The sequence below is a fragment of the Sinisalibacter lacisalsi genome (assembly GCF_014640115.1).
Taxonomy (GTDB): domain Bacteria; phylum Pseudomonadota; class Alphaproteobacteria; order Rhodobacterales; family Rhodobacteraceae; genus Sinisalibacter; species Sinisalibacter lacisalsi.
The window spans coordinates 1,080,741-1,093,823 of sequence record NZ_BMGI01000001.1; the positions used below are offsets into that span (position 1 = coordinate 1,080,741).

The 13,083-nt window shown below is 65.1% G+C and carries 13 protein-coding genes; 10 read left to right on the top strand and 3 right to left on the bottom strand.

Going from position 1 to position 13,083, the window contains the following annotated elements; translation table 11 throughout:
- Positions 1 to 8 precede the first annotated feature (8 nt).
- The 10 genes from IEW01_RS05390 (at position 9) to IEW01_RS05435 (ending at position 11,512) form a co-directional block, all read left to right on the top strand.
- The gene (locus IEW01_RS05390) at positions 9 to 1,418 is read left to right on the top strand and encodes a NarK family nitrate/nitrite MFS transporter (protein ID WP_188526548.1); all 1,410 of its coding nucleotides are present in this window, start codon (positions 9 to 11) and stop codon (positions 1,416 to 1,418) included.
- 25 nt (positions 1,419 to 1,443) lie between these two features.
- Positions 1,444 to 5,184 carry a nitrate reductase subunit alpha gene (locus tag IEW01_RS05395; protein ID WP_188526549.1) on the top strand — a complete coding sequence of 1,247 codons (3,741 nt, stop codon included), beginning with the start codon at positions 1,444 to 1,446 and terminating at the stop codon, positions 5,182 to 5,184.
- The gene (gene narH, locus IEW01_RS05400) at positions 5,181 to 6,704 is read left to right on the top strand and encodes a nitrate reductase subunit beta (protein ID WP_188526550.1); all 1,524 of its coding nucleotides are present in this window, start codon (positions 5,181 to 5,183) and stop codon (positions 6,702 to 6,704) included. The genes IEW01_RS05395 and narH overlap by 4 nt, the downstream gene beginning before the upstream one ends.
- On the top strand, positions 6,704 to 7,408 hold the full coding sequence (gene narJ / locus IEW01_RS05405; RefSeq protein WP_188526551.1) for a nitrate reductase molybdenum cofactor assembly chaperone: 705 nt from the start codon (positions 6,704 to 6,706) through the stop codon (positions 7,406 to 7,408). The genes narH and narJ overlap by 1 nt, the downstream gene beginning before the upstream one ends.
- Positions 7,409 to 7,419: 11 nt before the next feature.
- Entirely contained in the window at positions 7,420 to 8,184 is a 765-nt protein-coding gene (gene narI / locus IEW01_RS05410) for a respiratory nitrate reductase subunit gamma (RefSeq protein ID WP_188526552.1), read from the top strand.
- Between the two features lie 5 nt (positions 8,185 to 8,189).
- Positions 8,190 to 8,987, top strand: coding sequence for a peptidylprolyl isomerase (locus IEW01_RS05415; protein ID WP_188526553.1), 798 nt, complete (start codon positions 8,190 to 8,192; stop codon positions 8,985 to 8,987).
- A gap of 17 nt (positions 8,988 to 9,004) precedes the next feature.
- The gene (locus tag IEW01_RS05420; RefSeq protein ID WP_188526554.1) at positions 9,005 to 9,577 is read left to right on the top strand and encodes a hemerythrin domain-containing protein; all 573 of its coding nucleotides are present in this window, start codon (positions 9,005 to 9,007) and stop codon (positions 9,575 to 9,577) included.
- Positions 9,578 to 9,724: 147 nt separating this feature from the next.
- Positions 9,725 to 10,246 carry a DUF2478 domain-containing protein gene (locus tag IEW01_RS05425; protein ID WP_188526555.1) on the top strand — a complete coding sequence of 174 codons (522 nt, stop codon included), beginning with the start codon at positions 9,725 to 9,727 and terminating at the stop codon, positions 10,244 to 10,246.
- 61 nt (positions 10,247 to 10,307) lie between these two features.
- On the top strand, positions 10,308 to 10,673 hold the full coding sequence (locus tag IEW01_RS05430; RefSeq protein WP_188526556.1) for a TusE/DsrC/DsvC family sulfur relay protein: 366 nt from the start codon (positions 10,308 to 10,310) through the stop codon (positions 10,671 to 10,673).
- Between the two features lie 146 nt (positions 10,674 to 10,819).
- Entirely contained in the window at positions 10,820 to 11,512 is a 693-nt protein-coding gene (locus IEW01_RS05435) for a LuxR C-terminal-related transcriptional regulator (protein WP_188526557.1), read from the top strand.
- A 57-nt stretch (positions 11,513 to 11,569) separates the two neighbouring features.
- Here the strand turns inward: IEW01_RS05435 and IEW01_RS05440 are convergent, their stop codons facing one another.
- From IEW01_RS05440 to IEW01_RS05450, 3 genes are all read right to left on the bottom strand, one after another.
- The gene (locus IEW01_RS05440) at positions 11,570 to 11,938 is read right to left on the bottom strand and encodes a response regulator (protein ID WP_188526558.1); all 369 of its coding nucleotides are present in this window, start codon (positions 11,936 to 11,938) and stop codon (positions 11,570 to 11,572) included.
- Between the two features lie 169 nt (positions 11,939 to 12,107).
- Positions 12,108 to 12,536: a TadE/TadG family type IV pilus assembly protein gene (locus tag IEW01_RS05445; protein WP_188526559.1), complete on the bottom strand. Its 429-nt coding sequence runs from the start codon at positions 12,534 to 12,536 to the stop codon at positions 12,108 to 12,110.
- A 5-nt stretch (positions 12,537 to 12,541) separates the two neighbouring features.
- Entirely contained in the window at positions 12,542 to 13,081 is a 540-nt protein-coding gene (locus IEW01_RS05450) for a TadE/TadG family type IV pilus assembly protein (protein ID WP_188526560.1), read from the bottom strand.
- Between the last annotated feature and the right edge of the window lie 2 nt (positions 13,082 to 13,083).

Below are 13,083 nucleotides of genomic sequence, written 5' to 3' on the forward strand. Positions count from 1 at the left end.
GCCGCACAATGGTTTCCGAAACCACAAACAAGGGTCACCTGCTGACCGACTGGCGCCCCGAAGACGCCGAATTCTGGAAAACCTCCGGTCGGCGCGTCGCGCGGCGGAATCTCTGGATCTCGATCCCGGCCCTGCTGCTGGCCTTCTCGGTCTGGATGGTGTGGTCGGTGGTCGTCGCCAAGCTGCCTGCGATCGGTTTTGATTTCACCACTGACCAGCTGTTCTGGCTCGCCGCGCTTCCGGGCCTGTCGGGCGCGACGCTGCGCATCTTTTACAGCTTCATGGTGCCGATCTTCGGCGGGCGGCTCTGGACTACGCTGTCTACCGCCTCGTTGCTCCTGCCCGCGATCGGCATCGGCCTGGCGGTGCAGAACCCCGAGGCGCCCTATTCGCTGTTCGTGATCCTCGCGATCCTTTGCGGCTTCGGCGGCGGCAACTTCGCCTCGTCGATGGCCAACATCGCATATTTCTTCCCGCGCTCGCAAAAAGGCAACGCGCTCGCCCTCAACGCGGGGCTGGGCAACCTCGGCGTGTCGGTGATGCAGTTCCTCGTGCCGGTGGTGATCACCGTGGGCGTGTTCGGCGCGATCGGTGGCGAGCCTCAGGAGATGTCGGACGGCGGCCTGATGTGGCTTCAGAATGCCGGCTTCGTCTGGGTGCCCTTCCTCCTTGTCGCCACCGCCGCGGCATGGTTCGGGATGCACGATATCGCCGATGCCAAGGCCTCGTTGTCGGACCAGCTCCAGATCCTCAAGCGCAAGCAGAACTGGATCATGTCGGTGCTCTACACCGGCACCTTCGGCAGCTTCATCGGCTATTCGGCGGGTTTCCCGCTCCTGATGAGCACGCAGTTTCCCGAGCTCGACATGCTGCACCTTGCCTTTCTCGGACCGCTCGTGGGCGCTTTGAGCCGCGCGGGAACGGGCTGGGTCTCCGACAAGTTCGGGGGCGGTCGGGTGACCTTGTGGACCTTCGCCGCGATGATCCTGGCGGTCTGGGGTGTGCTCCAGTTCCTGCCGCTGGGCGGGGGCGAGGGCAATTTCTGGGGCTTCTTCGGTTGTTTCATGGCGCTTTTCTTCCTCACCGGCGTGGGCAATGCCTCCACCTTCCAGATGATCCCGGTGATCATGCGGCGCGAGATCGGCCGGCTCTACCCCGGCAAGGACGAAGCCGCGACGCGCAGGCAGTCGGATCGTGAATCGGCGGCGATCATCGCCTTCACCTCCGCGATCGCGGCCTACGGCGCCTTCTTCATCCCCAAGGCCTACGGCACCTCGATTGTCCTGACCGGCGGCCCGGCCGCGGCGCTGTGGGGCTTCCTGATCTTCTACGTCGTGTGCCTCGTGCTCACCTGGGCGGTCTACACCCGCCAGGGCGGCCTTCTTCACGATATCGAACACAACCGCGACGCGGCCTGATCCTGAACCGAAAGGACGGAAAACCATGAGCCATCTGCTCGACAGACTGAACTTCTTCCAGTCCAAGGAACTGGAGCAATTCTCCGACGGCCACGGGCAGGTGACCCGCGAGAGCCGGGCCTGGGAAGACACCTACAGAAACCGCTGGCGCCACGACAAGATCGTGCGCTCGACCCACGGGGTGAACTGCACCGGATCGTGCTCGTGGAAGATCTACGTCAAATCCGGCATCGTCACCTGGGAAACCCAGCAGACCGACTACCCGCGCACGCGGCCTGACCTGCCCAACCACGAGCCGCGGGGCTGCGCGCGAGGCGCCTCCTACAGCTGGTATCTCTACAGCGCCAACCGGGTGAAGAACCCGCTGGTGCGCGGCCGGCTGATGAAGGTCTGGCGCGAGCTGCGCCGGACCAAGAGCCCGATCGAGGCCTGGACCGAGATCCAGACCGATCCCGTCCTGCGCGCCTCCTACGCCGAAACCCGTGGCAAGGGCGGCTTCGTGCGCGCAAGCTGGGACGAGGCGGTCGAGATCGTGGCCGCGGCCAACCTCTACACCGCCAGGAAATGGGGGCCCGACCGGGTGTTCGGCTTCTCGCCGATCCCGGCGATGTCGATGGTCTCCTACGCCGCGGGCACGCGCTACCTCAGCCTGCTTGGCGGCACCTGCATGTCGTTCTACGACTGGTACTGCGATCTGCCGCCCGCCTCGCCGATGACATGGGGCGAGCAGACCGACGTGCCGGAATCCGCCGACTGGTACAACGCGGGCTACCTGCTGCTGTGGGGCTCGAACGTGCCGCAAACCCGCACGCCGGATGCGCATTTCTACACCGAGGCGCGCTACAAGGGCACCAAGTCGGCGGTGATCAGCCCCGATTATTCGGAAGCCGCCAAGTTCGGCGATGTCTGGCTCAATCCCAAGCAGGGCACCGACGCCGCGCTCGCCATGGCCTTCGGTCACGTTATCCTGCGCGAGTTCCACCTCGACCGGCAGGCGGAGTATTTCGAGGACTACACCCGCAAGTATTCCGACTTCCCGATGCTGGTGAAGCTCGAGGAAAAGGACGGCCGCTTCATCCCCGGCCGCTTCCTGCGCGCCGACGACCTCGATGGCCGCCTCGGCGAGGAGAACAACCCCGAATGGAAGACCGTGGCGCTCGACGAAGCCACCGGCAAGCTCGTCGCGCCCAACGGGTCGGTTGGCTATCGCTGGGGCGAGGGCGGCAAGTGGAACCTCGAGGAGAAGGCCCAGGGGGACGATGCCCGGCTTCGGCTGTCGCTGATCCTCGACAACGACCACGACGATGTGCTGGGCGTCGATTTCCCCTATTTCGGCGCCGAAGCCACCGAAGCCTTCTCGACCGGCGACGCCCGCCCCAACGTGCTGACCAAGCAGGTGCCGGTGAAGCGGATCAAGACCGCCGACGGCGAGGTGGCCGTGGCCACGGTGTTCGACCTGTTCTGCGCCAACTACGGCCTCGATCGTGGCCTTGGCGGCGAATGGGTTGCCAACGACTATGCCGAAGACGTGCCGGGCACACCCGGCTGGGCCGAGAAGATCACCGGCGTGCCCGCGGCCAGGATCACCCATGTCGCGCGTGAATTCGCCCTGAACGCCGAAAAGACGCGGGGCCGCTCGATGGTGATCCTCGGGGCCGGGCTCAACCACTGGTACCACATGGACATGACCTACCGCGGCATCATCAACATGCTGGTGATGTGCGGCGCGGTGGGCCAGTCCGGCGGCGGCTGGGCGCATTACGTCGGGCAGGAAAAGCTGCGCCCGCAAACCGGCTGGCTGCCGCTGGCCTTCGCGCTCGACTGGGGCCGCCCGCCGCGTCAGATGAACTCCACCTCGGCGTGGTATGCCCACACCGACCAGTGGCGCTACGAAACCCTCACCGCGGGCGAGATCCTGTCGCCGACCGCGCCGGAGGGCGACTGGGACGCCAGCATGATCGACTACAACATCCGTGCCGAGCGGATGGGCTGGCTGCCTTCGGCGCCGCAGCTCAAGCAAAACCCGCTCGAAGTGGCGAAGGCGGCCAAGCTCGCGGGCCAGGACGTGGCGGACTACGTCGCCGAAAAGCTCAAGGCGGGCGAGCTGGAGATGGCCTGCGAAGATCCCGACGCACCGGAGAACTGGCCGCGCAACCTCTTTGTCTGGCGCTCGAACCTGCTCGGCTCGTCGGGCAAGGGGCACGAGTATTTCCTGCGCCACCTGCTCGGCACCGACAACGGCGTGATGGGCAAGGATCTTGGCGAGGAAGGCGGTGCCAAGCCCAGGGAAGCGAAGTGGCACGACGAGGCGCCGCGCGGCAAGCTCGACCTGCTCGTCACCATCGACTTCCGGATGAGCACCACGGCGGTTTACTCCGATGTCGTTCTGCCCACCGCCAGCTGGTATGAGAAGAACGATCTCAACACCTCGGACATGCACCCGTTCATCCACCCGCTGCAGGCGGCGGTCGATCCGGCCTACGAGTCGAAGTCGGACTGGGAGATCTTCAAGGCCATCGCCAACAAGGTGCAGGAGATCGCCCCCGAGATCCTCGGCCGGGAGACCGACGTGGTCGCCTTGCCGATCCTGCACGATACCCCGGCCGAGATCGCCCAGGACCAGGTGAAGGACTGGAAGAAGGGCGAATGCGACCTGATCCCGGGCAAGACGGCACCCAATTACATCGCCGTCGAACGCGATTACACCGCCATCGGCGATCGCTTCATGGCGCTCGGCCCGCTGATGGAGAAGGTCGGCAACGGCGGCAAGGGCATCTCGTGGAACACCGAGGACGAGGTGAAGAACCTGCGCGACCTCAACGGTGTCTGGGAAGACGGCGCGGCCAAGGGCAGCGCCCGGATCGTGAGTGACATCGACGCCACCGAGGTGGTGCTGATGCTTGCGCCCGAGACCAACGGCGAGGTTGCGGTGAAATCGTGGCAGGCGCTGTCGAAGATAACCGGGCGCGAGCACGCCCACCTCGCCGAAGGGGCGCATCACACCAAGATCCGCTTTCGCGATATCGCCGCCCAGCCGCGCAAGATCATCTCCAGCCCGACGTGGTCGGGGATCGAGAGCGAGGAGGTGAGCTACAATGCCGGCTGGACCAACGTGCACGAACTGATCCCGTGGCGCACGCTCACCGGCCGCCAGCAGCTTTACCAGGATCACCTGTGGATGCGGGCTTTCGGCGAGGGCTTCATGTCCTACCGTCCGCCGGTCGATCTCAAGACGATCACCGCCGAGATCAACACCGACGCGCGCGACAACGCGCCTCACGTGGTGCTGAACTTCATCACGCCGCACCAGAAATGGGGCATCCACTCCACCTATACCGACAACCTGTTGATGCTCACCCTCAACCGGGGCGGCCCGGTGATCTGGATATCGGAGAACGACGCGAAGACCGCCGGCATCGTCGATAACGACTGGGTCGAGCTCTACAATGCCAACGGCGCGCTGACCGCGCGGGCGGTGGTGAGCCAGCGCATGAAGGACGGGACGACCTTCATGTATCACGCCCAGGAAAAGATCGTGAACACGCCCGGATCGGAAAAGACCGGCCTGCGCGGGGGCATCCACAACTCGGTGACCCGCACGGTTCTGAAACCCACCCACATGATCGGCGGCTACGCGCAGCAATCCTACGGCTTCAACTACTACGGCACCGTGGGGTCGAACCGCGACGAGTTCGTCGTCGTGAGGAAAATGAACAAGGTCGATTGGCTTGACCGCGAAGCGACCGCGAAGGAGGCCGCCCAATGAGAATTCGCGCACAGATCGGCATGGTGCTGAACCTCGACAAATGCATCGGGTGCCACACCTGCTCCGTCACCTGCAAGAACGTCTGGACCAGCCGGGAGGGCGTGGAATACGCTTGGTTCAACAACGTCGAAACCAAGCCCGGCACCGGCTACCCGACCGATTGGGAGAACCAGGATCGCTGGAACGGCGGCTGGGAGCGAACCAAATCGGGCAAGCTCCTGCCCAGGCAGGGCGGCAAGTGGCGGATCCTGGCGAACATCTTCGCCAACCCCGACCTGCCCGAGATCGACGATTATTACGAGCCGTTCGATTTCGACTACGACCACCTCAAGTCGGCCCCCGAGATGGAGGCCTTTCCCACCGCGCGCCCGCGTTCCAAGATCTCGGGCGAGCGGATGGAGAAGATCGAGAAGGGCCCGAACTGGGAGGAAATCCTCGGCGGTGAATTCTCGAAACGTGGACAGGATTACAATTTCGAAGGCATCCAGAAGGAGATCTACGGGGAATACGAGAACACCTTCATGATGTATCTCCCCCGGCTGTGCGAGCACTGCCTGAACCCCACCTGCGCGGCCTCCTGCCCCTCGGGCGCGATCTACAAGCGCGAGGAGGACGGGATCGTGCTGATCGACCAGGAGAAGTGCCGGGGCTGGCGGATGTGCGTCTCGGGCTGCCCCTACAAGAAGGTCTATTACAACTGGTCGACGGGCAAATCCGAGAAATGCACCCTGTGCTACCCGCGGATTGAATCGGGCAATCCCACCGTCTGCTCCGAAACCTGCGTCGGGCGCATCCGCTATATCGGCGTGATGCTCTACGACGCCGACAAGATCGAGGAAGCCGCGAACGCGCCGGAAACCACGGACCTCTACGATGCCCAGCTCGGCGTCTTCCTCGACCCCAACGACCCGGCGATCATCGAGACGGCGCGCGCCGACGGCATTCCCGAAGACTGGATCAAGGCCGCGCAGGAAAGCCCGATCTGGAAGATGGCGATGGAGTGGAAGGTGGCCTTCCCGCTGCACCCGGAATACCGGACCCTGCCGATGGTGTGGTATATCCCGCCGCTCAGCCCGATCCAGAACGCCGCCGAGGCGGGTGCGATCGGCACCGACGGCGACATGCCCGACGTGCGCTCCTTGCGCATTCCGCTGCGCTACCTCGCCAACATGCTCACGGCGGGCGACGAGGAGCCCGTGGCCAATGCGCTCGAACGGATGCTGGCGATGCGCACCTACATGCGCGCCAAGACGATCGAAGGCGTGCGCGACGAGGCGATCGCGGCCCGTGTCGGCCTTTCGGGCCGGATGATCGAGGATATGTACAAGATCATGGCGATCGCGGATTTCGAGGATCGTTTCGTGATCCCGACCACGCACCGCGAACAGGTGGAAGAGGCCTACGACCTGCGCGGTGGCTGCAGCTTCACCGATGGCAACAGCTGTTCCACCGGCATTTCCGACAGCTCGCTTTTCGGTGCCAACAAGAAACCCCTCAAGATGCCCTCGGAGGTGATGTGATGGACCGCACCCTCAAGGCCATTTCGCTGATCCTGAGCTATCCCACCCGGGAACTTCAGGCCGCCATGCCGGAGATCGGGGCCGTTCTCGGCGCCGAAACTCGGCTGACCGCCGCCGCCCGCCGCGCCCTGCGCCCGCTGGTGGAAGATCTCGGCCGCCGCGACATCTACGAGCTCGAGGAGCAATACGTGATGCTCTTCGACCGCTCGCGAACCCTTTCGCTCAACCTCTTCGAACACGTCCATGGCGAAAGCCGGGACCGGGGCGGGGCGATGGTCTCGCTGGTGGAAAGCTACCGGGCAGGGGGCTTCGAACCCGCAACCAGCGAACTGCCCGACCATTTGCCGGTGATCCTCGAGTTCCTGTCGACACGTCCCTTCGTGGAAGCACAGGAAACCTTGGCGAACGCGGCGCATATCATCGCGGCCCTGCAGGAACGTCTGCAGCGCCGTGACAGCGGATATGCCGCCGCGTTCGCCGCCCTGATCCAGCTTGCCGGGGTTCAGGCCGACGCAGAGGCCGTGGCCGAGTTGCTCGACCAGCCCGAAGTCGATCCCGAGGATCTCGAGGCGCTCGACGAGGTCTGGGAGGAAAGCGAAGTGCGCTTCGGGCCCGACCCCAATGCCGGCTGTCCCGCGGGCCGGGACCTGCTCGCGCGCATGGACGTGCCGGTTAACCCCGACCCCGGCCACGCGGCGGAATGACGGAGGACATCATGCATAACTTCTTCTTCGGTATCTTTCCCTACATCGCCCTTGGCGTTGCGATCATGGGAAGCATCGCGCGCTACGAGCGCGACCCGTTCACCTGGAAAACCTCGTCGTCGCAGCTTCTGCGCCGCAAGCAGCTGGTGGTCGGCTCGATCCTGTTTCACGTCGGCATGCTGGTGATCTTCCTCGGCCACGTAGTTGGCCTGCTCACCCCGATCTGGGTGTTTGACGCGATCGGCATCAGCCATGGCGCCAAGCAGATTCTCGCGGTTGTGGCCGGGGGTATCGCCGGGGTTCTGGCGTTGATCGGCGGCATCATGCTGTTCCACCGCCGCTGGACCGATCCGCGCATCCGCCGCACGTCGAGTTTCGCCGATATCGTGATCCTCGGCCTGCTGCTGGCGCAACTCGCGCTCGGGCTGGCCACGATCTACTATTCGCTCCAGCATCTCGACGGTTACGAGATGGTCAAGTTCATGGCCTGGGCGCAGGGGATCTTCACCTTCGACTCCGCGGCGGCGGCGTACATCGAGGACGCGGCGCTCGCATTCAAGGTTCACCTGGTGCTGGGGATGACGATCATCCTTCTCACGCCCTTCACCCGGCTTGTCCATGTCATCTCCGGCCTCTTCGTGCCGCTGCGCTTCCTGTTCCTGCGGCCGGGTTACCAGATCGTGCGGTCGCGCCGCAAAGAGCCGCTGCCGCACCATGATGGCCCGGTTCCCGCAGCCCGGAAGGTTGCCGAGAGCAAGGCGAGCCCCGCGGAGTGAATGAGATGAATGCGTCCCTTTTCCCCGATCTCATCGTCAACGGAGAAACCGTGCCCCACGCGGTGGTTGCCGCCGAGGTGCAGAACCATACGGCTCCGAAGGGCAAGCCCGGTATCGCCTGGCGCAAGGCGGCCAACGCGGTCGCGGTGCGCTTGCTGCTGCTGCAGGAAGCGCGCAGGCGGGGGATCGCCCCCGAGCCCGTGCAGGTTGCGCCGGGGCGGTTCGAAACCGAGGAGGAGGCCCTGATCCGGGGCCTTCTCGAAACCGCCGTCGAGGCCGAACCCCCGACCGAAGAGCAGGTCTATGCCGAGTGGGCGCGCGCCCCCGAGCGCTTCCGCGCCCCGCCGCTGTGGGAGGTTTCGCACATCCTCGTGGCCTGCGATCCGCGCGACGAGGCGGAGACCGAAGCCGCCCGGCTGCGCGTCGAAGACATCGCGAGGCAGGTGCAGAAGGATCCGGCGCGGTTTCCCCGGCTCGCGGCCGATTTCAGCGATTGCGGCTCGAAATCCTCGGGCGGGGCTTTGGGCCAGCTTGGCCCCAGCGATACGGTGCCCGAATTCGAGGCCGCGCTCCAGGGGCTGGAGGGCGGTGCGATCAAGGCCGAGCCGGTGCTCACCCGCCATGGCTGGCACATCATCCGCATGGACGCGGTCGGCGAGGGCGCGGTGCTGCCCTTCACGGCGGTGCGCGGCAAGATCGCTCTGGCCATGGAAAAGGCCGCGTGGGCGCGGGCGGCCCGGTCATTCGTGGGCCGGCTCGTCTCGGCCGCCGAGATCGCCGGCGCCGAGTTGAGCGCGGACTAGGCGGGGAGGATGCGGCGATGGGCGGGAGGCAATCCGGGGAGCGTCAAGCCGGTTGCCCTGCGCCGTCCGATTTTCCGTTGCCCGGCAATGCGCTCGACTTCTTCCACCAGGACCACCTTCGCAAACGTGAAGTCTGCGCCCGGATCTCCCGGCTCTCGGAGCTGGAAGCCCCTGATGCCGATGAGATTTGCGATATCATGAGCTTCCTGACCCACGAACTGCCGCCACATCTGGCCGACGAGGAGCAAGACCTGTTTCCGCTCCTCGCCCGCCGCTGCCGGCCGGAAGACGAGATCGAGCCGGTGATCGCCCGGCTTGCCGCAGATCATCGCCGCATCCGCGACCGGATACCCGGCATCCTCGCGGTGCTGAAGGCGGCCGATCCCGGCGGAAAGGCGTTTTCGGATGAACACCGGGCCAGGCTGCATCGCTTCTCCACCGACCTGCTGCAGCACCTCATTCTCGAATACGCGATCGTGCTGCCCTTCGCCCGGCTGAGGTTGAACCGGCGTGACATGGGCCTGCTCCAGAAGGGGATGCTCAGGCGTCGTGGCCTCGATCGTCTCCTGGAGGCTTGTGATGCAGGTTGACCTTCTCGCATGGAACCCGGCCATGGCGGAAAACCGGACGGCGGAGGTTCGGGGGTGTTTCGCCCGCCATGCGGCGCTGCCAACGCCCGCACCACGCGATCGGGCCGGGCGTTTTTTCATGTTCTGCAACAGCTGAGGAGCAACGCGATGCAGATAGCCAGCACAATGGCCGCCGGACGAGGTGATACAGATCAACTGCTGTTTTCGCTCGCCCGATCACTGATGGCGCAGGGACTGCGGGTCTGCGGCACCGTGCAGATCAATACGGATCGGCAGAAAACGGACCCTTGCGACATGGATGTGCGCGTCCTGCCTGAGGGCCCGACGATCCGCATCTCGCAAGACCTTGGCGCGGGGGCGGCTGGGTGCCGGCTGGACACAGGCGCGCTCGAGGCGGCGGTGGGGCATGTCGCGGCGGCGCTGGAGCGTGGCGCCGATGTGCTCATCGTCAACAAGTTCGGCAAGCACGAAGCCGAGGGGCGCGGCTTCCGCCCGGTGATCGCGGAGGCGCTCGCGCGCGACATCCCGGTGCTCGTCGGGGTGAACGGGCTCAACCAGGCGGCGTTCGAGGCGTTCACCGAGGGGTTTGGCGAGCAGCTGCCCGCCGACGCAACGATCCTCGAGGATTGGTTGATCGCGCGGTCGCGGGCGGCCGAAGCTGCAATGTGAAACGGTGCTGCGATCCGGCTGAACCTGGCCGCGGCAAGACAAGGCGAAGGAGGACAATCGAATGAGAACTCGTGCAGATGTTACCCAGTGGATCAAGTTGCCCGATGGGTCCGTTGAGGTCGACGAGGCCGGGTACCTGGTCGACCCATCGCAATGGTCGGCCGATTTCGCGCGTAAGGTGGCGCAGGATGAGGGGCTATCGCCGAACCCTCTGCATTGGCGGGTTCTGGCCTTCATGCGGAGTTATCTCGACCAGCACGGCATCGCGGCGGATGCGCGTTTCGCCATCCGCTTCCTCGCCGTCGAACTCGGGCTCGACAAGCACGACGCGAAACACAAGCTGTTCGAGCTCTTCCCCGAGGGTTATGTCAAGCAAGCCTGCAAGATGGCCGGGATGCGCCAGCCCCGCGCCTGGAGCACGGGATAGGCCGCGCACCAGCGGGCGTGAACCGGCGAAATCATGCGCTGCAGAGGCGAAGAACCCATGGCGCTTGATTTCGCGTGTGATCCACGACTAGACTCAACCTAAAGATAAACGCCAAGGAATTTCAACCACGTTCAAGGCACGGCCCGATGTCGGCGCAAATCAGTCTGTCAACGCTGTCCCCCGTCATCGTCATTGATGATGACGAGTTCTTCCGGGTGGCGATCAATGCCGTGCTTCGTGACCGGTTCGGGGTTGAAACGGTTGTCACTTGCGCGTCGGCGCAGGAGGCGATCGAGCAGCTTTCGAGCGAAACCCGCTTCGGCCTCGGCCTCGTCGACCTGAACATGTCCGGGATCGGCAATCGACACCTGCTGGACACGGTGAAGGCCGCACAACCCGAGATCCGCCTTGTGGTGCTGTCGGCCTCGCGGTCTCGCGAGGATATTCTCATGGCGCTCTCGGCGGGCGCACATGGCTTCATCAACAAGGGCCTTGGCATCGGTGAAACGGAGGCGGCAATCCAGAAGGTTGGCGACGGCGAGGTTTACCTCCCGCCCTTTACGCCGCAACTGGGCGCTGCCGAGGCCGTGGGGGAAGAAGGCTTCGCCGACCCCGGCGGCGCGGGTCCTCCCGCCGCGCTGGCCGCGCTGACGCCGCGCCAAATGCAAGTGCTGCGTCTTCTCGTCGAAGGGCAGCCGAACAAGGGGATCGCGCGAGCACTCGGCATCAACCCCAGCACCGTTAAGTTTCATCTGTCCTTCATCTTCCGCATCCTCGGGGTATCGAACCGGGTGGAGGCGGCGATGATCGGCGCCCAGCTTCTCAAGGAGGGCGAATGAGGCCGGCGGCGAAGCCCGACCGGAATCCTGAACGCCGGCACCCCCGGCGCCTAGCCTTCACTGCAGCCGCGAGAGCCGCTCCTCGAGATCATGGCGGCGAAAGGGTTTCGGCAGGAGCTCGACATGTTGCGGCATGTCCCTCTGGGCGAACTGCAGAGCAACGGGATCACCCGACGTGAGGAGCACGCGGATATCGGGGCGGATCGCGAAGGCCTCGCGCGCCAGTTGCGCGCCGGCCTCCCCCTTCTTCAAGCGCAGGTCGATGATCAGGATCCCGACGAGCCGGTCCTCTTCCAGCACGCGCAGGGCGGCCGCCGCATCCGCTGCGGTGACCGAGGAATACCCCAGCGAGCGCAGCGCGCGCGCGGCGAAGTCCCGCATCATCTGATCGTCATCCACGACGAGCACTTTCGCAACGTCATTCATCGGTGGCCTTCCATCCTGGAAGAAATGAAGAAACAGGGACAATTCACGAGTGGTGACGGCGGTACACTGACGGCGGCACAAGCCATGCGCAAGGGCCTGCCGCGCATGTTTCCGTTCCTGGCTCCCGCTTGGCGCGAAGTGGCGAGGTTGCCTTCCCGCTTGGATGGATTCACTCTGACGGCATAACGGGAAAACAGGCTTCCACGTCGATCCATGTTTCGGGCAGGATGGCCAGGGCGTTGGTGAAGCGGTGACGGATCGCGACCTTCGCAAAATCGTCAACGCCGTGACAGGTCGCGGCGGCTTCGGGTGTGACCGAACTGTCCGGAATCTCAATCGCCCAGGCGCCCGCCTGCGCCTGAACGAAGGTCACCGTCCCGCCCGTGTCCATGGTTTCGTCCACGAAGCAGGGGGCAAGGCGCAGACCGACGCAGCGCGCCCCGGTCGATGCCGCATCCTGCAAGGCAAGTTGGGTCCAGACGAATCGGCTGATCTCGAACGATCCGCCCAGCAAGAGCAGTAGCGGCAGCGCGATGGCGGCGAACTCGATCGCAACGGCGCCGCGCAGGTCGAGAAGAAAGGCCCGGATAGCGGTCATCGAAATCACGGCACCCTCAGCACGGTGCGGGTTTCGATCCGATCGCCGTCGATGAAGGCGTATCCCGGAAAGATCGTGATATGGCGGGTCGTCGCGGAAACCTGCACGAATTGCCCGGCGCTCTCGCCGGAGGCGCATGGCGTTGTGCACTCCATGGCCTGCCCCCATGTGACGTCGCCCCCCTGAAGGGTCGGACAATAACACATCTCCGCATCGCCCGGTCGGGATGCGGTGGTCACCGCGGAGCCGGTCCACGTCGCGCTGGCTGCGTTGTTGACGATCACCTCGGCGGTGTCGTCGGCCCCGCCCTGGAGCAGTTCGATCAGCTTCACCGCCAAGGCTTCCGCCGCCGCCTGGTCCGCCGGTGCGGGCTGCAGCAAGGCGTATTCCGCCGTCGCCGTGACCCGGGCATCCAGCGAGAGCTTCGCATAGGTGGCGCCGCCAATGTCGACGACCCCGGCGAGTATGAATATCAAGACGGGCGCCACGAGGGCGAATTCGACCGCGATGCTGCCGCTTTCGCACCGGCGCAGCTTGCGGATCATGC

What these genes read in the sequence shown, in the direction of transcription:
- IEW01_RS05390 (WP_188526548.1), top strand. Translation starts at nt 9, where the DNA reads ATGGTTTCCGAAACCACAAACAAGGGTCACCTGCTGACCGACTGGCGC.
- IEW01_RS05395 (WP_188526549.1), top strand. Translation starts at nt 1,444, where the DNA reads ATGAGCCATCTGCTCGACAGACTGAACTTCTTCCAGTCCAAGGAACTG.
- narH (WP_188526550.1), top strand. Translation starts at nt 5,181, where the DNA reads ATGAGAATTCGCGCACAGATCGGCATGGTGCTGAACCTCGACAAATGC.
- narJ (WP_188526551.1), top strand. Translation starts at nt 6,704, where the DNA reads ATGGACCGCACCCTCAAGGCCATTTCGCTGATCCTGAGCTATCCCACC.
- narI (WP_188526552.1), top strand. Translation starts at nt 7,420, where the DNA reads ATGCATAACTTCTTCTTCGGTATCTTTCCCTACATCGCCCTTGGCGTT.
- IEW01_RS05415 (WP_188526553.1), top strand. Translation starts at nt 8,190, where the DNA reads ATGAATGCGTCCCTTTTCCCCGATCTCATCGTCAACGGAGAAACCGTG.
- IEW01_RS05420 (WP_188526554.1), top strand. Translation starts at nt 9,005, where the DNA reads ATGGGCGGGAGGCAATCCGGGGAGCGTCAAGCCGGTTGCCCTGCGCCG.
- IEW01_RS05425 (WP_188526555.1), top strand. Translation starts at nt 9,725, where the DNA reads ATGCAGATAGCCAGCACAATGGCCGCCGGACGAGGTGATACAGATCAA.
- IEW01_RS05430 (WP_188526556.1), top strand. Translation starts at nt 10,308, where the DNA reads ATGAGAACTCGTGCAGATGTTACCCAGTGGATCAAGTTGCCCGATGGG.
- IEW01_RS05435 (WP_188526557.1), top strand. Translation starts at nt 10,820, where the DNA reads ATGTCGGCGCAAATCAGTCTGTCAACGCTGTCCCCCGTCATCGTCATT.
- IEW01_RS05440 (WP_188526558.1), bottom strand. Translation starts at nt 11,938, where the DNA reads ATGAATGACGTTGCGAAAGTGCTCGTCGTGGATGACGATCAGATGATG.
- IEW01_RS05445 (WP_188526559.1), bottom strand. Translation starts at nt 12,536, where the DNA reads ATGACCGCTATCCGGGCCTTTCTTCTCGACCTGCGCGGCGCCGTTGCG.
- IEW01_RS05450 (WP_188526560.1), bottom strand. Translation starts at nt 13,081, where the DNA reads ATGATCCGCAAGCTGCGCCGGTGCGAAAGCGGCAGCATCGCGGTCGAA.